Genomic DNA, 20,163 nt, shown 5'->3' with positions numbered 1-20,163 from the left:
ACAGGATTAGATTTTATTATTTATTTTTACTTAAAACAAAAGAAAGTCCTAATTTTATGACAAAATAAGTCTTTTATCTCTATACTTTCATCTTATGTCAAAAAATATCATTATTATCAATGGCCCTAATCTCAATCTTTTGGGAAAACGTGAACCACATATTTATGGAAGTCAGACATTTGAGGAGTATTTTGAAGAGCTAAAAACACTCTTTCCTGAATTAGCACTGCACTATTTTCAATCAAACCATGAAGGAGCAATTATTGATAAAATTCATGAAATTGGCTACGGTTATACTGAATTTGCAGGTATCGTGATTAATGCTGGTGCATATACGCATACATCGGTTGCCATTGCCGATGCACTTTCGGCAGTAAAAACACCTGCGGTGGAAGTACATATTTCAAATATTCATACCCGTGAGACATTCCGCCATCACTCCTACTTAACAAGGGTTTGCAAAGGCATGATTACAGGTCTTGGATTAAAAGGCTATGAAATGGCTATTAGGTATTTTTTGTAGTTTTAAAAATCACAGAGGGAATAAATATAGGGGGAATTTTAAGTAAATAATATTTGATTCATGTCGTATGCTTAGATAAAAGTGTATGTATTACTTGAGGTAATCTATTTCAGAATGAAACATAAAAATTTTTATAAGTTTTGATAACACCCATAAAAATAGCAAATTGTGCAAATTGATAGACTATTTTATTAATCAAATCACCATGTGGGACTTTTATGACGAAAGCAAAATAGATGTCAAACACGGTTAATAAAACAAAAGCTAAAGCACCAGCCAAAAACCATTGATAGCTACTTTTATTAGTTTTACGCATCAGAGCATTGATATATAACAATGATAAAAATACCATATAAATGATGGAAGAAAAGAAATAATCGTGCGGTATTTTTGAAAAAACGAAGGTAAAAGGAAAAAGAATGAGAACTATATTTAGTACCAATTTCAATTGCTCTTTTAAAGTGCCTACAAAAACTGCCTCTTTGCGAACGACAGCTAAATAAAATGAAAAACTAAAAACATACAGAACCATGGCAATTACTTTGGCAGTCAAGCTTCTGAACTCAAATATGAAGTCTGCTATGGCAGCTATTGCAAGCCCGAAAGTATAGGCGTAGTCTTTGAATTTATACTCTCCTTTGCGTCTTAATACATAGAATAAAATTAAACAAAGCACAGGTAAACCACCAAAAACAAAAAGCCACTTTTTATGAAATGTAAAGGCTACTGCATCTATCAAGCAGCAGAGTACATATATCAATACTAATCTAAGTGGCATTTTAATAGATTTAACTTGAGATTCTTAAACAAATATATTTTTTTACTAAATTGAAAAGAGGTCTTTGTGGGTTGAGGTCTTAGTTAGACTAAATTTTGATTTTTAGTGGAACTACTGCGGTGAACCACACTTACTATCTGTATCTAGTGAAAAACAAAGACACTGATGGAACGAGACCTCGCTCGGGTGTATTTTCATCTCTGATGAATACAATATAACATTTATAGTTTTCTTTCAAACTTCATAGAGCAGGGCATAGAAGTTTGTTGTGCAAAAAGCTTAGAAAGAGAGGAAATTAGTAAAAGTAAAATGGATAGTTTTTTCATTTTGCAAAGTTGTTTTGTAATTGATAACAAAATTAAAAGAAAATATTTCGTTTTCATAAAAACCTTTCTCAATTTAGGGGTATTAATTGAATATATCTACTTTTTTAAAGCATAAATTTCCTTAAATAGTCGGCAAAAATTGCTTGTATGTCGCTTATTTATTTAATAGATATTTAATTACTTTTACATTCGTAACAGTTAAGTATATTTTTGTGTTAAATTGTTGCACTTATCATATAATTTTAAAAGAAACCCTTAAATTTTTGATTTATTCATTCGGTTAAAAACAAAATCGTAAATCGTAAATCAAATAAATCGTAAATACTTACTATGCGTACATATCTAATTATTATTGCTGTTGTTGCGGTCTTGGTACTTGGCAAAATATTTTTATTTAAAAAACCTGAAGAAAAAGGTGGTGGTGGCCCTAGTGCTGGTCCATCAGCAGGCAAACCTGGTGAAAAAGGAAAAGATGGAAAAGACATGAAAAACGCTTCTCCACCTGTTGGTGTTAATGTTTTTGTAGTGAAGCTTGAAAGCCTTGACAATGTGGTTACTTCATCTGGCACAATTTTTCCTAATGAAGAAATTGAGTTAAGAGCTGAAGCATCGGGTAGAATCACTACACTGAATATAAAAGAAGGAAGTCGAGTAGCTGCTGGCCAATTGATTGCTAAAATCAAAGACACAGATTTACAGGCTCAACTTAAAAAACTCAATTTTGATGTCGAATTGGCCAAACAAACGGAAGCCAGACAAAAGAAATTGTTGGATATCAACGCTATCAGTAAAGAAGAATATGAGGTTACTGCCAATAAAATCAATACCCTCAATGCCGACAAAGAATTGATTGAAGCAAATCTTGAGAAAACAGTATTGAAAGCTCCATTTTCAGGCAAAATTGGTTTAAAAAATGTGAGTGAAGGTGCTTATGTTACACCAACTACAAGTTTGGCTACACTCGTGCAGACCAACCCTGTTAAGATTGATTTCACTGTACCTGAAAAATATTCGACACTTATCAAAGTGGGTAGAGGTGTAAAGTTTGAAGTTGAAGGTCAACCAGACGCTTACTATGCAAATGTAGTGGCAATTGATCCAAAAATTGACCCAAATCTACGTACATTGAAACTTCGTGCATTGGCTAAAAACCCAGCCGATAAGCTTGTTCCTGGTATGTTTGTAAGAGTAACCGTTGATTTGGATATTGCTAAAGCAATAATGATTCCAACAGAAGCGATTGTACCAATCTTGAAAGGTAAAAAAGTATATGTAGTACGTGACGGAAAGGCTAACGAAATAATGGTGGAAACAGGCTTACGTACCGACAAAAAAATACAAGTAACAAGTGGACTTTCAGCAGGAGATTCACTTATCGTAAGTGGCATCATGGCTTTGAAAAAAGACTCACCAGTAAAAGTAAAAGGAGCAAATAAATAGTCCACAGTCAATAACTTATAGGCCACAGGTTTATAACTTATTGAAAATATAAAAGTTATTGACGTTAAATGAATTGAGGCATTGCCAACATTCATCATTTAATATTCATCATCGCACGGGCGACCCCGTCATAATTGTGCAAAGCACTATGTCAATCTCAACCATTTCTATCAAACGTCCTGTATTAGCCATCGTGATGAACCTACTCATCATCTTGTTTGGTGCTATTGGCTATACATTTTTGGGTGTACGTGAGTATCCATCCATTGACCCGCCTGTGGTTTCGGTGCGTACCAATTATGTTGGTGCCAATTCCGATATTATTGAGTCGCAAATTACTGAACCTCTCGAAAAAGCCTTGAATGCTATCGAGGGTATTAAGTCAATCAATTCATCGTCCAATAATGGTTCCAGTCAAATCACTATCGAATTTGAAATCGGTGTGGACATGGAAACGGCGGCAAATGATGTTCGTGACAAGGTTTCGAGTGCTGTTCGACAGTTACCTCAAGATATTGATGGCCCGCCAACAGTTTCAAAAGCCGATGCAAACTCTGACCCGATTATGAGTATGATGTTACAGTCGGACATCAGAAGTCACATGGAAATCAGTGATTATGCCGAAAACGTAATCGCACAAAGATTGCAAACCATTCAAGGAATTAGCCAAGTAATGATTTGGGGACAGAAAAAGTTTTCAATGAGACTATGGATGGACCCTTCTAAGTTGGCAGCTCAAGGTGTAACTACACAAGACGTAAAACAAGCACTCGACCGTGAAAACGTAGAATTGCCAAGTGGAAAATTAGCAGGTGATAATACTGAATTGACAGTAAAAACAGTGGGAAGATTTAAAGGTGAAGAAGATTTTAATAACTTGATTGTCAAGACAGTAGGTGAAAAAATCATTCGTTTTAAAGATATTGGAAGTGCTGAATTAGGTGCTGAAAATGAAGAAACGGTTATGCGTATCAATGGTGTTCCATCCATTGGTTTGGCAATTGTTCCTCAACCTGGTGCCAACTATTTAGAGATTTCAAAGCAGGTTCAAAACCGTTTGGCAGAAATAAAAAAAGAACTTCCAAAAGATTACCGAATGGAATTGATGTCGGATAATACCATTTTTATTAAGCGTTCGGTTGAAGAAGTTGGTGAAACCCTATTGATTGCCATTGGCTTGGTGGTTATCATCATTTTCTTATTCTTCCGTGATTGGATTATCGCTGTTCGTCCTTTGATTGATATTCCAGTTTCGTTGGTTGGTACTTTTTTCTTTATGTACCTGTTTGGTTTTTCTGTAAACGTATTAACACTTCTCGCTATCGTTTTGGCAACTGGACTTGTGGTGGACGATGGTATTGTTGTAACGGAAAATATTTACAAGAAAATCGAGGAAGGCATGAAGCCAATCGAAGCGGCTATTAAAGGTTCAAACGAAATTATGTTTGCTGTACTTTCTACATCAATCACGTTGGCTTCAGTATTCTTGCCAGTAATTTTTATGGAGGGTTTCGTCGGACGACTTTTTAGAGAGTTTGGAATTGTGTTGGCCACTGCCGTATTAATTTCTGCTTTCGTTTCATTGACTTTAACCCCAATGTTGAATGCTTATTTGGTTAGAAAAAACCAAAAACATAGTCGCTTCTATGAAATGACAGAGCCTTTCTTCGTAAGAGTGATTGATGGTTATAAAACTCGTTTAACAAGTTTTATGAATATCCGTTGGGTAGCGATTCCATTGATTTTATTCACATTTGCCATGACATGGTATTTTGGAAAAGACCTTCAACAAGAATTAGCTCCACTTGATGACCGCAGTGCTATGCGTCTGCAAATCACCGCTCCTGAAGGTTCATCTTTTGAGTTTACTGATAATTATATTCAAAAATTAGGTAAAACTATTCGTGATTCAGTGCCTGAAGCCAATGTAATTGTAACCATGACTGCCCCTGGCTTCTCAGGCTCGGGAGCTGCTAATACAGGTTTTACAAGATTGGTGTTAAACGACCCACAAGACAGAAAGCGAACACAACAACAAATTGCCGATCAAGTTACAAAGATTACCAAAAGAATGCCTGATGCCAGAGCATTTGTACTACAACAAGAAACGATCTCTTTGGATAAAAGAGGAGGCTTGCCAGTACAGTATGTTATTCAAGCACCTGATTTTGAAAAACTTCGTCAATATGTGCCAAAATTCATGGAAGAAGTGGCCAAAGACCCTACTTTCATGGTTTCTGATTTGAATTTGAAGTTTAATAAACCTGAACTTGAAGTAAGTATCGACCGTGAAAAAGCGAAAAGTATGGGTGTTTCTGTAACGGATGTTGCTCAAACTATGCAATTAGCTTTTGCAGGACAAAGATTTGGCTATTTCACAATGAATGGTCGTCAATATCAAGTCATCGGACAATTTGACCGTGCTAATCGAGATGAGCCTTTAGATTTAAAAAATTCTTATGTTAAAAATAACCGTGGAGAAATCATTCAGCTCGATAATATCGTAAAGATTAATGAAGAAAGTAGCCCGCCACAACTCTATCACTTTAATCGTTATATGAGTGCAACCGTTTCGGCAGGTCTAGCTCCAGGAAAAACTATTGGTGATGGAATCAAGGCAATGAATGCTATCAGAGATAGATTGGGCGATGAAGTTATTCGTACAGCTTTGTCAGGTTCTTCAAGAGATTTCTCTGAAAGTTCATCAAATACACTTTATATGTTCCTTTTGGCATTAGTATTAGTCTATTTGATTCTTTCAGCACAATTCGAAAGTTTTGTTGACCCATTCATCATTATGCTTACAGTACCATTGGCGGTAGCTGGTGCAGTATTTTCATTGTGGTATTTCAATCAAACGCTTAATATTTTTAGCCAAATTGGTATGATTATGCTCATTGGTTTGGTAACTAAAAACGGGATTTTGATTGTTGAATTTGCTAATCAATTGCGTGAAAAAGGCATGGAAATCAAAGAAGCAGCCATTGAAGCAGCATCAATGCGTTTCCGTCCCATCTTGATGACCAGCTTTGCTACAGTTTTAGGAGCTTCACCAATTGCATTCGCTCTTGGTTCAGCAGGTAAAAGTAGAATGGCAATGGGTATTGTGATTATGGGTGGACTTTTATTTTCATTGGTACTTACTTTATATGTGATTCCTGCTATTTATACCTATCTTTCTCGCAAGAAGAATTTTGAGCGTATGAAACAAATAGAAGAAATTGCGAATGAGACTGAATTAGTTTAAATGAAACTTAGGGGGGGATTTCATCCCCTCTATTACAAAATATAAATTATGTCTGCTGCAAGGGGATATTAGACATCTCCCTAACCACTGATTATCAATTGTTTATGAAAAAATATTGTTTATTATTATTGCTATTTCCTGTTTTTGCAAACGCTCAAGAGATTCTAACTTTAGAAAATGCCGTAGGCATTGCTCTCGAAAAAAGCTATGATATTAAAGTTGCAAAAATGCAGCAAGAAATATCCGATATTCAGGTTTTTAAAGGAAATGCAGGCATGATGCCCAAAGTTGACTTAAATGCCAATATGGGAACTGCTTTCAATGAGGTGAATCAAAAATTATCAAATGGCACTGAAACCAATCGTTTTGGTAAAAGTTATACTCCTACTACCAACGTAGCAATGGCTTGGACATTATACGATGGCAAAAGAATGTATGCTACCCTCGACCGTTTGAAAAGTCAAAGTCAATTGAGCCAATTGCAAACACAACAAATGATGGAAAATACAATCATTAATGTGATGCAAGCGTATTATGAAGTGATGCGTCAAAAACAAACAGTGGCTTTTTTGCAGACCGTCATTAAATATTATGAAGAGCGTTTGACAATCACCGAACAACGTTGGGAATTTGGAAAAGGATCTAAACTTGACTATTTACAATCAAAAACTGAATTGAATACGCAAGTTACTCAATTGGTTCAGGCAAAAAATGCTTTGAAAAATGCAAAAATAAGCCTCAATAATGTACTTGTAAGGCAGCCAGATTTGGACTTTGATGTGCAAGAACTCGTTGGAATCATGTTTGATCCTAATACCGAAGCACTAAAAGGTCAAGCAAGAGCATCTAATAGAGCATTGCAATATTTAAGAAAAAATACTGATATTAGCGTGATTGCTCAAAAAGAAGTCGCCGCATTAAAATTACCAAGAGTAACCCTCAACTCTTCTTTTGGTTATTCATTGAGTAAAACAAACGCAGGTTTATTTCTTTATAACCAAAATGTTGGTCTGAACGTTGGTTTAGCTGCTACTTGGAATATTTTTAATGGCGAAATCACTCGTCGTCAAATTCAAGTTTCAAAAATAAATACTGAAATCTTGCGTAAACAAGAAGAAGATTTATGGACACAACTCGAATCAGACTTGGTTAGAGCTTATAATCAATACCAAACCGACAAAGAATTATTGAAGTTGGAAGTAGAAAACAACGAAGTAGCAGAAGAAAACTTGAAAATATCTTTAGAGAAATTCAAATTGGGAGGTTCGACAATTTTGGAATTAAATGAAGCTCAACGAAGCTTAAACACTTCTTTGAATCGTTTGACAAATGCTCGCTACAATATCAAAATTTCAGAATTACAATTGATGCGTTTAAGCGGAGAGCTCGTAAAATAATCTGTAATGAAAAATGGATAATGCAAAATGACTATGAAAGTCTAATCGCATTATCCATTTTTCATTATACATTTTACATTAAAAACTATACTGCTCTCGTTTTACCTGGCATTGGGATTTGGTACCAACCATCTTTATCAGGTAGAGTTTTTGGTAAAGTATCCCAAGTATAAGCATCTGGCATTAAATTAAGATCAGAATTTAATGCTTCTTCCCACTTAATTTTCTTGCCTGAATACGTAGCCATACGTCCCATAATGGCTGTCATTGTACTCTTTGCTCCTCTTTCAGCATCATTGATTGGCTTATTGTTTACAATGCAATCAAATAATACATCATGCTCAACTTGATAAGGATCACCATCTCCTTCGCCTTTATGTCGCCAAATATTATTTCCTTTTAGGTCAAATATTTTACCTTCGGTTGCTTTTCCTTTTGTTCCAATCAAATGCTCAGAAACATCAGAAACTGTACCCGGCTGATGACGGCAAGAACTTGATAAAATCATGCCATCTTCATATTTGAATTCTACATAGTGATGATCAAAAATTTCACCAAATTTCTTATCAGTTCTTACCTGACGCCCGCCCATTCCAATAGCTTCTGTTGGATAACCACCTTTAAACCAGTTGATTACGTCAATATTATGAATATGTTGCTCATTGATATGGTCGCCACAAAGCCACACAAAATAATACCAATTTCGCATTTGATATTCCATTTCTGTTTGATTAGGCTTACGCTCATTTACCCAAACCCCATCATTATTCCAATAACAACGAGCTGCTACAATATCGCCAATCACACCTTCGTCAATTACTTTTTTATAGGTTTCAAGATATGATTTTTGATAATGACGTTGTAAACCGACAACCACTTTCAAATTTTTCTTTTTCGACTCCTCAGCAGCAGCCAATACTCGACGAATGCCTGGTGCATCAGTTGCTACCGGCTTTTCCATAAAAACGTGTTTGCCTTGACGAACGGCTTCTTCAAAATGAATTGGGCGGAAACCTGGAGGGGTTGTTAAGATAACAACATCAGCCAATGCGATAGCTTGTTTGTAACCATCAAAGCCCACAAATTTGCGTTCTTCTGGTACATCGACACGGTCTTTGACTTTCCCTTTAGTTAAATTTTGGTAAGAAGAGTCTATTCTATCACGAAAAGCATCAGCCATTGCGACCAATTTTACATTTTGTTTGACTGAGAGTGCTTGCAAAGCAGCACCCGTACCACGTCCGCCGCAGCCAATAAGAGCAACTTTGAGGGTATCATCTACTGAAGAATTGGCAAAGGTTTCGATAGGCAATGTAGCAATTGAGATACCCCCAACTGCTGCCGCTGAAGCCTTCACAAAATCACGACGAGAGAAATTTGAGTTCATTATCTGAAAGATTATAGCGTTGAAAGATTTAAAAAACAAATTTATCATAATTCTAAAATTTATTGCTATAATTCAATAAAAAAGTATCATTATTTTAGTGTTTTTTTGTTTAATTTTGATAATAAATATTCCATCTAATTCAACCAAGATACTATGAAAGTTTTACTCTCAATGTTGCTGCTATTTATTGCTTCTTTAACTTATGCTCAAAATAAGTTTGTAGCTCATCCACAAGCAGTGCCGCATCACGAAACCCCTACAATGGCTATCGGTTCAAAGGCAATTGACTTTAAATTGCCAAATTATGACGGAAAATTTTACTCACTTAAAGATTTTGCTGCAGCAAAAGTCTTAGTCATTATTTTTACTTGCACCCACTGCCCTACGGCTCAAGCGTATGAAGATAGAATCAAGAAAATTGTGGTTGATTATAAAAGTAAAGGCGTAGCGGTTGTGGCGATTTCACCTAATAGTCCCAATGGACTTTTATTGGAAGAATTAGGTTATTCTGACCTCAATGATGATTTTGAGAACATGAAAATAAGAGCCAAAGAAAAACAATATAATTTTCCATACTTATATGATGGCGACACTGAAGCAACCTCTATAAAATATGGGCCAGTGGCTACTCCACATGCTTTTGTATTTGATAGTCAACGCATTTTACGATATAATGGCCGACTTGATGCCATCGAAAAACCAAGCAAAGGGGCAAATGCCGAAGACCTCAGAAAAGCTCTTGATGAAGTTTTAGCAGGAAAAGAAGTAACAACTCCCACAACAAAAACCTTTGGTTGCTCAGTAAAATGGGCTTGGAAAACTGAATACAACGAAAAAAATGAAAAAAATTGGACATCTCGTCCTGTAACTCTTGAAGAATTAGACACTGAAGGCATAAAAAAATTAGTAAAAAATGATGATTCTGATAAACTTCGCCTCATCAATGTTTGGGCAACTTGGTGTGGCCCATGTGTCATTGAATATCCTGATTTTTTAGATATTCATCGCATGTATGGTGCAAGAGATTTTGAGTTTGTTTCTGTTTCTGCCGATAAATTAGAGAAGAAAGATAAAGCCCTAAAATTCCTTAAAGAAAAACATTCAGGAGTGAAGAATTATATTTTTAAAGATGAAGATATTTATAAACTCATCGAAGCCATCGACCCAAAATGGAATGGGGCATTGCCCTACACACTTTTAGTAGAACCAGGTGGGAAAGTTGTTTATGGTGTTCAAGGAAGCATTGACAATCAAAAACTAAAAAGAATGATTGTTGACCATCCAAAAATTGGTCGATATTTTTAGAAAATAATGGATTATTTCAATCTTTAGTAAAAAGCGAAGTAAAAGTATAAACCTTTACCTCGCTTTTTTTACTCTCAATTCGTCAGTCCATCTTTCTCGGACATGGATTATCACCAATATCTTTGTTGATTTACATTTTGTCTAATGATTTCTGCTTAATTACTGCTCATATTTCTTTAGTAATATCCTACAATAAAAAACTTATTTTACTTGGTTTTTAATCTTAGGAATTGTTTTCAAATAAGCATAAATCGACTTTACTTCATAGTCAGTCAGCGTAACATGTGGTTGCATTGGGTACCGGAGTGTGCTGCCATCTGATTTTTTGCAGAGCTTAACAGCATCTACAAACTGTGCTTCTGTATAATTTTTACCAATACCCGTTTCAGCATCAAACGTGATATTTGACGATGGGATGATTTGGCCTTCAAGATTCGGCATTGGATTGCCTCCACCATAAAAACCAAGTGAATTTTCAGGGTGAAGGGGGTCTTGCTTTGAGAAATCTTTTGAGTGACAAGCATAACAAGCAATCATATCATTTGCCACATATTTTCCAAAAGCTATCATATCAGTCGAGTCAGGTACATTGATTGGCTCTTTGATAGGTTCGAGGGGTTTCATTACGGTATTAGTAAGCACTTTCAATAATAAACTTGGTTCTTGCTCAGGTTGTTTACCTTTGGTGGCTTGAACAGGATAGCGATCAGAATGCAAATAGGCGATTACTGATTTCACATCTTCATCGGCCATTCTTGGTAATTTTGGCATGATTGGCGAATATTGACCATTATTTTTGATACCTGTTTTCAAAAAATACATAATTTCCCCATCAGTCCATTTACCAATTCCTTCTTCTTTGTCTTGTGTGATATTGAGCGAATAGGCTTTTCCAAACGCAGGAGGTAAATCAAGTATTGCTTTGCCAACCAAACGATTGCTATTGTTGGCGTGACAACCATTACAAAGAACAATTGCAATTTTCTCGCCCCGAGCTACTCGTTCGGGAGTAACTTCAACTTTAAGGTTTTTAATGTTGTCAGGAATATTTACTTCATAAGAAGGAACTCCCTTGAAATTGAGAAATAATAAAGCGATACCAACGATTGCTACAATTCCAATGATGGTAAAAAGTGCGACACGCAGAAAACGTTTCATAAAATGAGTATTTTTTTAGGTTTTAACAAAGATTCAAAAATTCACTCAAAAACTCAATAAAAAAAGCTTTTTCTTATTGAGTGGTTTTAGAAAATAATAACACAAAATGTATAAATAAATCCATGCTCAAAATAGTTATACAATTTATTCAGCAAATAATGATTTGAGTAAATTTCAAATTATTCATGTGCTAATTTACGTGCTACAGTTGAATCGGGAAAAAGACTTTATTTTATACGAAAGCCTCAATCGCAAAAACTATAAATAAGAAAAAGACGGATAAGCATTTTTACATGTTTTATAGGAAAAAGTAAAATCTTACAAACTAACTTTTTGTATTTCAACTGATTCACTAATCAATCCGATATGCGTATTTTGTATGTCTTTAAAGTTTAAAACTTGCCCATCAGCTCTTACATTTCGGATTTTATCAAAATCTAAATCTACCATCAACCATTCTTCATTTTGAGGGGAATTTGAAGCAATGATTCCTTCCTCTGGTAAATTTTTATCTGGTGTACAATAAGCAGCTGCAAAACCATAATTTATATCAACCGCTGGCGACCACGCTGCATTGCCCACTGTTTGCGATACAACTACATAACACTGATTTTCTAAAGCTCTTGCCCTTGCACCTACGTGTACACGTGTTGCCCCACGAATAGTTTCCGTACAACTTGGAGACACAATAAGCGAAGCTCCAGCCGAACACAATAATTGTGAACCTAAACCAAACTCAACATCGTAGCAAATTTGGATACCGAAGCTACCCCAAGCACCTTCAAATAAAGTTAATTTTTTAGGTGCTGAATGAATTCCCCACACCTCATTTTCAAACCGAGTCATAAAAAACTTATCTTGAAAGCCAACCAAGCCTTTGCTACTAAATACAAAAGCCCGATTAAATATAAAATTGCCTTCGATTACTGGAAAACTTGGGGCAACGATTGTGATATTATATTTTTTAGCTAAATCGGCATAAACACTACAAAAACCATCTTTAAATGTATTTAAAACTCGCACTTGCCAACGAATATCAGCCCTGATTTCATCGCTCAGTAAACTGACTAATTCCATCGAACCATATTCTGGAAAAACCAACAACTGAGCATCTTGTTTCACAGCATTTTCAACCCATTTCTGGGTATGATTTTGCCAATTACTGAAACTTTTATGAAACCGAATGGGGTATTGTGCTGACGCGATTTTCAAGTTCATTTGTTAGATTTCTTTACTCCAATAAATCATAGTTTTCGATGTTGCAGCCTTTTCTCCCATGTCTAACCACTCAAAATTACTTTTTAATTCTGTTTGTTTTTGGTAACCCCGCTTAATCCAAAAATTGTCAAGTGGTTGATAATCAGCAGGTTTCATTGGATGATTTTCTTCTCTGACTACTCCACAAAAGCAGGTAGTTGTATATTTGCCAAAGCTTCTTGCATGAGCTTCACGTTCATCAAAAAAACGATGCCCAAGACCTAATCCACGATATTGTGATAACAAAATACTTTCTCCAAAATAAAATATTTTAGTTAAGTCAATTCCTGCCTCAATAAATGGTTCTTGCACTTCTGGTGTTTCATGCACGAGCGGAATGCAAGTAGTAGCACCAATCATTTTTCCTTGATCAAATACAGCAAAAAGCAAAGAATTGGGAGCTTGGATATATGTTTGAAGGTATTCTTGCTCATATTCAAAAGTGCCTTCATACAAATATGGAAAATCTCTAAAAACTGCTATTCGCAAAGCAGCTAAATCAGTGATAAGTGACTGAATCTGAGTGCCTTTTTTGGAAACAAAACTTAGTTCTGACATTTATTTCGATACTAATTCAATCCAAAGTGGAAGATTATAATAAGTAGTCACGCGTGAAATTTTACCATCACTCAGCTCTAAAAAGGCAGCCGCAGGTAAAACATATTTTTGGTTTTTGGCAGGTGGCAGGTCTTCAGCATCTGTTTTTTTGTAGATGCCGTTTACTACAAATTCTACAGCAACACGCTTATTATTTGGTTCAGTAAAAAATACCATGTCTGTTAAAGTTTCATCATAACAATCGTCCATGTGTTGCAGAAATGAAGTGAATTTTTCAATTCCGATGCGTACATCTCCTTGATTTGCTTCGTGTCTTACTTCTGGATGCAATAATGCAAGCATTCCAGCCCAATCTTTACTATTAAAACGCTCGTAATATGTCTTAACTATATCTAATGCTGTCATTTAATATTTTTTGGTTTAAAAAATTAAGTTTTCTATGAAATTTTTCTATCGCAAAATTAGAGAAGTATATCTTTTTACCGTAAAGATTATTCATAAATAAGTTGCTTGAAAACAAAAAAAGAAGAATATGCTCAATAAAGTTTCTGTTTTGACTAAAAAAAATAAAAATTTAAAAAAAACATCAAATTGCGTTTCTAAAAAAACAATTCTTCTGTTTTTCTTGTCTAATTTGCAGTAATATTTTCACAGCAAATTCAACCTTAACAATGAAATTAATCTATTCCAAATTACTGTTCTTTGGCATCAGTATCATTTGCTACTCTTATTCATTTGCACAAAACACCACTGAGCCTTTCGTTTATGGCGATGCTTTGCCTGATGCTCCCGAATTAGCTCCTCGTGGCGAGTATAAAATTGGTGTACGTACACTTGATTTTGTTAATAAAAACCAAGTCGATGTCCTAAAATCAAAAGGTGGCGTTGACCCAACTTACGACCGACCACTCAAAGTGGAAGTTTGGTATCCCGCCAACGTAGCAGCTGATGTAAAAGAAATGGTGACTTATGACCAAGTGATGGGTTCATCAAATGACCCAAAACGCCCATTGATTCCGTTTACTTTTTTAGGTCGTGCCGTGCGTGATGCAGCTCCAAAAACTACTGAAGGAGCATTTCCGCTCATTGTGGTTTCGCATGGATATTTAGGTTCAAGGCTATTGCTTACTTATTTAACAGAAAATTTGGCTTCAAAAGGCTATATTGTAGTAGCCATTGACCATACTGAATCGACTTTTAGAGATGCTGGAGGTTTTCCAAGTACCCTACTCAATCGTTCAAAAGATATTTTATTTATACTCAATCAGGTTGCTGATTTAGGAAAGACAAAAAATAGTTTTTTATCAGGAATAGTAGATGACCAAAACACAGCATTGATTGGTTATTCGATGGGCGGTTATGGGGTTTTGAATGTGGCAGGTGCTGGCTATAGCGACCAAATCATCAAAACTTTTGGGGCATTGAGTGGTGGTAGTAAAGCCATCGAAGTACGTACAGGTTCTCATCCAGATTATAGAGCAACAGTCGATAGCCGCATCAAAGCAGTAGTAGCATTTGCTCCGTGGGGCATGGAACGTGGTGCTTGGGACGCAGAAACTTTGAAAGGCTTAAAGATTCCAACATTTTTTGTGGCAGGAAGTCAAGATGATATTTCGGGGTATGAAAAAGGCATTAAAGCCATTTATAATGGAGCGGTAAATGCTAATCGTTATATGCTTACATATATGAATGCTCGCCATAATGTAGCACCCAATCCTCCGCCAGCCGAATCTTTGAAGGCAGGTTTGCACTTTGACGAATATTATCGTTACGCAGAGCCTGCATGGAACGAACGTCGCATAAATAACATCAACCAACATTTTGTAACCGCTTTCTTGGGTATTCATCTCAAGAAAAAAGATTATGCAAAATACTTAGATGTCAATCAGAATTCCAATGATAAACTATGGACAGGCTTCAAACCTCGTGCTTCGGTAGGTTTAGAAATGCTTCATACTGAGGCAGGGAAGTAGAGAAACATTAGGCTTTTCAGCCAATAAATTAGCTGACTAAGGGAACAAAGGAATGATTGCTTTTCATTTCGGACTTGAAGTCTGAAATAAGGTTAGTTTTCCTTTGTTCTCTTAAACCCCCATTTTAATGAGTGTTAATACCTCCAACTCGTCAAATCTACTCCTTTGGGTGCGGTTTTCTTCATATCTTCAACCCATTTTGGAATAAACATTCGATGATAACGTAAGCGACTAATATAATTTGGTTGGGTATGGTCACCATTCCAGCAATGTTCGGCACGGTCGCCATAATCTACCTCGCCTTCATAAGCTGGACTATTCAAGTTTTTCAGTTCAGCTTCGGCAAGATACACAGCATTATTTAGATAAAAATTATCCATATCTCCGCAATAAATTCTGATTTTTCCTCGCCATTTATCTCCATATTTTGGCCAATCACGTTTCAAAATATAAGTCAAATCGTAGTTTTCTCGCCAATATTCAGCTACTTTTTTGTCAATTATACCCGTTTTTTTGTCCCAAATTGGTTGAGGATAACCATCCTTTCCTACTGGCGAGAAAACAGCCTCCCAAATATCCCATTGTTGCCCGCTTCTTGATTTTGTGCCGAGTGCTTGTTCTCTCATATTCATCTCTTTGAGCGTAGCGGTTAGCTGACCTAAATAGTCTCGATAACCAGGTCGTTGAGTTTGTTTAAACTCACTTTCGTAAAAATAGGCATTTTTATCTTTATAAATATCAACAGTTGTAAAAGCCCTAAAATCAATTGGATCTGGACAAGCAGCATAGCAACCACCATATTCATTTGGATATTTTACTTGCACAGCCAAAGCCTCCCAGCCACCTGTTGAACCACCATAAGTAAATCTTGCCCAACCTTCGCCAATGCCTCTGAATTGTTTTTCGATGTACGGAATCAACTCATAAGTAATTGCATCGCCATACGGCCCAATGCTTTCGGAGTTGACTGCATAAGAATCATCGTAGTAAGGACAAGCATGTTGAATTTCGATTGCCAACACTCTTGGGAAATTCGGCCCAGTCCACATTTTATAGAAATCGTAGGCTTCTTGCTGCACTATTTTATTATAACCATAGATTTTGAATCTTGAACTATAATCATCAGTAGGCATATTGGCATCGGGTGGAGTTGTACGAAAACCATCAAAATCACTTGGAAAATGTCCATGAAAAATAGCTAAAGGATACTTCACATCTTTGTGTTCATCAAACCCTTCGGGGAGCAAAATATGAGCTCCTAAATACATTGGTCTGCCCCAAAATTCTGTTAATAATTTACTCTGAATCTTAATGTGTTTGATATACTTGGTATCTTTTGGTTCTTCTATTGGCGGAATGGTTTGGTCAATTTTTAGCTCAATATTTTGAGTAACTTTAGGATTGATAGTAATTTTTATGGGTTTTGAGTAAATATTCCCTGGTGCCAAATTCCATTGCTGCCCTTCACCCCTATCCATTGGAAGTTTCACTACTTTACCATCTTTTCGCTTAAAAGTTTCATATTTATGTAACAAAACTTGTACATAATACTCCCCCGCTGGAATCTCTTTCAAGGATTGAATCGGATAACCTGAGGTATTGCCTGAATTTATGATTTTAGGATTGGTTGAAACCCAATTGTCTAAATCTAAACCAAAAACTACTTGCGTATCATGGCCATCAAGAATCTGAAATCGAGGTTCGGATTTGTCATTTTTTGATAACATCAATAACAAACGGCCATCTAATAAGCCTTGATTCGGGAATTTTACGGTAAAATTGACTTGTGCAGTTACTGAATAAGCAACCAACATTAAAAAGATGAAGTATTTTTTTTTCATAGTTGATGAGTTGTTTTTATCAAAGATAATTTTTTTTTGAATGTCAACATCTTTTTCAAATTAGTTTTTCTGTCAAAACATTCAATAAAACTTTTAAAATATAATTTTTACCGTAACAATTGGCATTTTTACCTCAATTTCAATTATCCATACCACCTTTTTTGTAGCATCCTCGTCTATCCAGTTATTAGTAAAATCTTGTGTATTTAGTTTTGTAACAAATAAACATCAATATGAAAAAAAGGAGTATTTTAGTCATTGGCATATTGCTAACATTTATTACGTTTTTCCAAGCTTGTAAAAGCGAAGAAGTAACTACCACTAAAACAGCAACAATCACCGCATTAACTTGTACGAGTACAACATTTTCAGCTACCGCCACCAGCGGGGCATCTTATACAGGAACAGTAAGTGTACCTTATACAGGTGGCAATGGAGTTGCTTATGATGCAGGCACAGCTATTGCTTCTACGGGAATAACAGGTCTGACAGCTACTTTATCAGCAGGAACTTTAGCTTCAGGTAGTGGAACTGCCAGTTTTGTAATCACAGGTACACCCACTTCAGCAGGAACTGCTACTTTCGCTATTGCTTTAGGTGGACAAAGTTGTACATTATCATTGCCAGTGGCAGTTTCAAAAGCAAGTATTTCTACATTAGTTTGTACGGTCGCCCCTGCAATCGGAACAAATGGAACTGCTTATACAGGTACCGTAACAATGGCTTATACAGGTGGAAATGGCGGAACTTATGATATTTCGACAGCATCTTCGACGGGTGTCACAGGACTAACAGCTACTGTAGCAGCTGGAACATTGGCCAATGGTGCAGGAAATTTGGTTTATACCATTTCAGGCTCGCCAACATCATCTGGTACGGCAACATTCAATTTAAGTTTGGGTGGACAGACATGTACAGTTACGCTTGCTATAGCTGCCGGCACATCGAATACTGCCACAGCAGCCAAAGATACAGTGGTGATTGCTTATTCTGGTACGAGTGCTTCGGTGAATAATCCATATTCAAGTTCAGGTGTTGCTGTAGCAGTAAGTGGTGCTGACGTAACTGTTACTTCGACCAATACTTCTAAAGAAATTGTGTATCTACTATCGGGTACTGCTACCAAAGGTAGTTTCAAAATTTATAGTGAATACAGATACAATATCACGATGAAAAGTGTGAGTATTACCAATAGTGTAGGGCCCGCAATCAACAGTCAATCTAGCAAAAAAGGTACAATTAATATATTAGCTGGAACTACCAATACTTTGATAGACGGAGCCACCTACACCACCAGTAAAGAAGATCAAAAAGGTACATTCTTTAGCGAAGGTCAATTGAGTTTTATGGGAACGGGTACATTAAATGTTACTGGACTTAACAAACATGCTATTGTAGCTGATGACTATATTGCAATCAGCGAAGCGAATATCATTGTCAAATCGGCAGTAAAAGATGGTATTCATGCCAATGATTATTTACAAGTTGATAATGGTACAATAACAGTTACATCATCAGGCGATGGTATTGTGGCCGAAGAAGGTTATGTGGTAATCAACGGTGGAACAATCAATGTAAATAGCGTTGATGATGGTATAGCAGCACCCTATTCTAGTACAGATGCCACCATCATACCGTATGTATTGATAAAAGGGGGTAAGATAAGTGTAACAACAACTGGCGATAAAGGCAATGCGATAAAGAGTGAAAGTTATACCACAATAGGAACTTCCGAAGCTGTCACATTAACTGTTTCAGGAAAAGGTTCAAAAGGTTTAAAAACTGGGGGAGATTTTATCTTGAATGCTGGGACAGTAAAAATCACCACTTCGGGAGCAGCATATTATGATACGGCTGATTCAGATATTGCTGCTCCTGCGGGCATTAATTGCGATAAAAACCTATCCATCAATGGTGGGAATTTGACCATCAATAGCACAGGTTTGGGGGCAAAAGGTATTAGTGTTGATGGTACCGCAACTATTAATGGTGGTACAACTAATATCACCGCTTCAGGTGCGAAATATACCTACAATAGTGCTAACACCAGTGAAGCAAAAGGTTTTAAAAGTGATGGGGTTTTTATCATGAATAATGGTGAACTAAATATTGCTGCAACCGATGATGGGATTAAATCAGAAACATCTGTCACGGTAAATGATGGGACTATTAATGTCACAAAATCTACCGAAGGTATAGAATCTAAAATTATTACTTTTGGTGGAGGACTTACAAACGTCACCTCTTCAAATGATGGAATTAACGCATCAATGGGAACAGTATCGGGTGGTACTGAGTCGAATGATGGCAGTCATATTTACATCAAAGGTGGTATATTAATTGTTACAGGAAGTGATGCGATTGATAGTAATGGAAATATTACGATAACAGGCGGAACAGCTATTGTTGGTGGCCCTACAAACCAACCAGAAGAAGGTGTTGATATTAATGGTAATTTCCTTGTAAACGGGGGAATATTAATTGCAGGTGGTTCAAATGCTCGCATGACCAAGGCAATGACTGCAACATCTACACAAGTGAGCATGTACATTACGTCAAGTGCTCAGGTAGCAGCATCTTCTGTATTACATATTGAAGATGCCTCTGGAAAAGATTTAGTAACATTCAAACCCAAAAATGCCAATTACTATTTCCATTTCTCGAACCCAAGTTTGGCAAAAAATTCACAATATAAGATTTACTTTGGTGGAACTTACTCAGGAGGAAGTTTTGTGGGTGGTTCATCAGGTTGGGGATTGTACACTGGTGGCACCTATTCAAATTCGGGAGCAACATTGAAATCAACTACCACTACTTCAAGTTCAAATACTGTTAATACCATTTCATTCTAAATACTTTGGTGGAGTTATCATTTTTCAAAGCCTGCATGATGAATCTCGTGCAGGCTTTTCTTTTCAAGTGCCAATTTTTCCTATTCATTTAAAATTTCTCCAAAAAAGCTCATTAAATTCA

14 protein-coding genes are annotated in these 20,163 nt (G+C 36.2%); 7 read left to right on the top strand and 7 right to left on the bottom strand.

Going from position 1 to position 20,163, the window contains the following annotated elements:
* The first annotated feature begins 94 nt into the window (after positions 1 to 94).
* Positions 95 to 523 (top strand): type II 3-dehydroquinate dehydratase, encoded by a 429-nt coding sequence (aroQ, locus tag ACQUQZ_RS07935; RefSeq protein WP_435354338.1) that lies wholly within the window; start codon positions 95 to 97, stop codon positions 521 to 523.
* Between the two features lie 109 nt (positions 524 to 632).
* Here aroQ and ACQUQZ_RS07930 read toward each other — a convergent pair whose 3' ends face one another.
* Complete coding sequence (locus ACQUQZ_RS07930) at positions 633 to 1,301, bottom strand: lysoplasmalogenase family protein (protein WP_435354337.1); 669 nt, start codon at positions 1,299 to 1,301, stop codon at positions 633 to 635.
* Positions 1,302 to 1,957: 656 nt separating this feature from the next.
* On the opposite strand from ACQUQZ_RS07930, the gene ACQUQZ_RS07925 reads away from it, so the two are divergent.
* From ACQUQZ_RS07925 to ACQUQZ_RS07915, 3 genes are all read left to right on the top strand, one after another.
* The gene (locus ACQUQZ_RS07925; RefSeq protein WP_435354336.1) at positions 1,958 to 3,067 is read left to right on the top strand and encodes an efflux RND transporter periplasmic adaptor subunit; all 1,110 of its coding nucleotides are present in this window, start codon (positions 1,958 to 1,960) and stop codon (positions 3,065 to 3,067) included.
* A gap of 148 nt (positions 3,068 to 3,215) precedes the next feature.
* Positions 3,216 to 6,314 (top strand): efflux RND transporter permease subunit, encoded by a 3,099-nt coding sequence (locus ACQUQZ_RS07920; RefSeq protein ID WP_435354335.1) that lies wholly within the window; start codon positions 3,216 to 3,218, stop codon positions 6,312 to 6,314.
* A gap of 104 nt (positions 6,315 to 6,418) precedes the next feature.
* The gene (locus ACQUQZ_RS07915; protein WP_435354334.1) at positions 6,419 to 7,711 is read left to right on the top strand and encodes a TolC family protein; all 1,293 of its coding nucleotides are present in this window, start codon (positions 6,419 to 6,421) and stop codon (positions 7,709 to 7,711) included.
* A gap of 85 nt (positions 7,712 to 7,796) precedes the next feature.
* On the opposite strand, the gene ACQUQZ_RS07910 is transcribed toward ACQUQZ_RS07915, so the two are convergent.
* Entirely contained in the window at positions 7,797 to 9,098 is a 1,302-nt protein-coding gene (locus ACQUQZ_RS07910; protein WP_435354333.1) for a Gfo/Idh/MocA family protein, read from the bottom strand.
* 153 nt (positions 9,099 to 9,251) lie between these two features.
* Here ACQUQZ_RS07910 and ACQUQZ_RS07905 point away from each other — a divergent pair, with 153 nt between their 5' ends.
* Entirely contained in the window at positions 9,252 to 10,403 is a 1,152-nt protein-coding gene (locus tag ACQUQZ_RS07905) for a redoxin domain-containing protein (protein WP_435354332.1), read from the top strand.
* 201 nt (positions 10,404 to 10,604) lie between these two features.
* Here ACQUQZ_RS07905 and ACQUQZ_RS07900 read toward each other — a convergent pair whose 3' ends face one another.
* From ACQUQZ_RS07900 to ACQUQZ_RS07885, 4 genes are all read right to left on the bottom strand, one after another.
* The gene (locus ACQUQZ_RS07900) at positions 10,605 to 11,561 is read right to left on the bottom strand and encodes a c-type cytochrome (RefSeq protein WP_435354331.1); all 957 of its coding nucleotides are present in this window, start codon (positions 11,559 to 11,561) and stop codon (positions 10,605 to 10,607) included.
* A 318-nt stretch (positions 11,562 to 11,879) separates the two neighbouring features.
* A complete protein-coding gene (locus ACQUQZ_RS07895) occupies positions 11,880 to 12,779 on the bottom strand; it encodes a carbon-nitrogen hydrolase family protein (RefSeq protein WP_435354330.1) in 900 nt (299 codons plus the stop codon).
* Between the two features lie 3 nt (positions 12,780 to 12,782).
* Positions 12,783 to 13,376 (bottom strand): GNAT family N-acetyltransferase, encoded by a 594-nt coding sequence (locus ACQUQZ_RS07890; protein ID WP_435354329.1) that lies wholly within the window; start codon positions 13,374 to 13,376, stop codon positions 12,783 to 12,785.
* The gene (locus ACQUQZ_RS07885; protein ID WP_435354328.1) at positions 13,377 to 13,781 is read right to left on the bottom strand and encodes a nuclear transport factor 2 family protein; all 405 of its coding nucleotides are present in this window, start codon (positions 13,779 to 13,781) and stop codon (positions 13,377 to 13,379) included.
* A 266-nt stretch (positions 13,782 to 14,047) separates the two neighbouring features.
* On the opposite strand from ACQUQZ_RS07885, the gene ACQUQZ_RS07880 reads away from it, so the two are divergent.
* Complete coding sequence (locus ACQUQZ_RS07880) at positions 14,048 to 15,349, top strand: alpha/beta hydrolase family protein (RefSeq protein WP_435354327.1); 1,302 nt, start codon at positions 14,048 to 14,050, stop codon at positions 15,347 to 15,349.
* A gap of 134 nt (positions 15,350 to 15,483) precedes the next feature.
* Here the strand turns inward: ACQUQZ_RS07880 and ACQUQZ_RS07875 are convergent, their stop codons facing one another.
* Positions 15,484 to 17,190, bottom strand: a complete 1,707-nt coding sequence (locus ACQUQZ_RS07875) for a hypothetical protein (protein WP_435354326.1) — start codon at positions 17,188 to 17,190, stop codon at positions 15,484 to 15,486.
* Positions 17,191 to 17,423: 233 nt separating this feature from the next.
* Between ACQUQZ_RS07875 and ACQUQZ_RS07870 the strand changes: the two genes are divergently transcribed.
* Complete coding sequence (locus tag ACQUQZ_RS07870; protein ID WP_435354325.1) at positions 17,424 to 20,042, top strand: carbohydrate-binding domain-containing protein; 2,619 nt, start codon at positions 17,424 to 17,426, stop codon at positions 20,040 to 20,042.
* Positions 20,043 to 20,163 lie beyond the last annotated feature (121 nt).

Source organism: Emticicia sp. SJ17W-69 (assembly GCF_051209875.1).
Lineage (GTDB): Bacteria > Bacteroidota > Bacteroidia > Cytophagales > Spirosomataceae > Emticicia.
This window is presented reverse-complemented; position numbering and strand designations above follow the sequence as displayed.

Coding starts and splice junctions, on each gene's coding strand:
- aroQ (WP_435354338.1), top strand. CDS start 95: ATGTCAAAAAATATCATTATTATCAATGGCCCTAATCTCAATCTTTTG.
- ACQUQZ_RS07930 (WP_435354337.1), bottom strand. CDS start 1,301: ATGCCACTTAGATTAGTATTGATATATGTACTCTGCTGCTTGATAGAT.
- ACQUQZ_RS07925 (WP_435354336.1), top strand. CDS start 1,958: ATGCGTACATATCTAATTATTATTGCTGTTGTTGCGGTCTTGGTACTT.
- ACQUQZ_RS07920 (WP_435354335.1), top strand. CDS start 3,216: ATGTCAATCTCAACCATTTCTATCAAACGTCCTGTATTAGCCATCGTG.
- ACQUQZ_RS07915 (WP_435354334.1), top strand. CDS start 6,419: ATGAAAAAATATTGTTTATTATTATTGCTATTTCCTGTTTTTGCAAAC.
- ACQUQZ_RS07910 (WP_435354333.1), bottom strand. CDS start 9,098: ATGAACTCAAATTTCTCTCGTCGTGATTTTGTGAAGGCTTCAGCGGCA.
- ACQUQZ_RS07905 (WP_435354332.1), top strand. CDS start 9,252: ATGAAAGTTTTACTCTCAATGTTGCTGCTATTTATTGCTTCTTTAACT.
- ACQUQZ_RS07900 (WP_435354331.1), bottom strand. CDS start 11,561: ATGAAACGTTTTCTGCGTGTCGCACTTTTTACCATCATTGGAATTGTA.
- ACQUQZ_RS07895 (WP_435354330.1), bottom strand. CDS start 12,779: ATGAACTTGAAAATCGCGTCAGCACAATACCCCATTCGGTTTCATAAA.
- ACQUQZ_RS07890 (WP_435354329.1), bottom strand. CDS start 13,376: ATGTCAGAACTAAGTTTTGTTTCCAAAAAAGGCACTCAGATTCAGTCA.
- ACQUQZ_RS07885 (WP_435354328.1), bottom strand. CDS start 13,781: ATGACAGCATTAGATATAGTTAAGACATATTACGAGCGTTTTAATAGT.
- ACQUQZ_RS07880 (WP_435354327.1), top strand. CDS start 14,048: ATGAAATTAATCTATTCCAAATTACTGTTCTTTGGCATCAGTATCATT.
- ACQUQZ_RS07875 (WP_435354326.1), bottom strand. CDS start 17,190: ATGAAAAAAAAATACTTCATCTTTTTAATGTTGGTTGCTTATTCAGTA.
- ACQUQZ_RS07870 (WP_435354325.1), top strand. CDS start 17,424: ATGAAAAAAAGGAGTATTTTAGTCATTGGCATATTGCTAACATTTATT.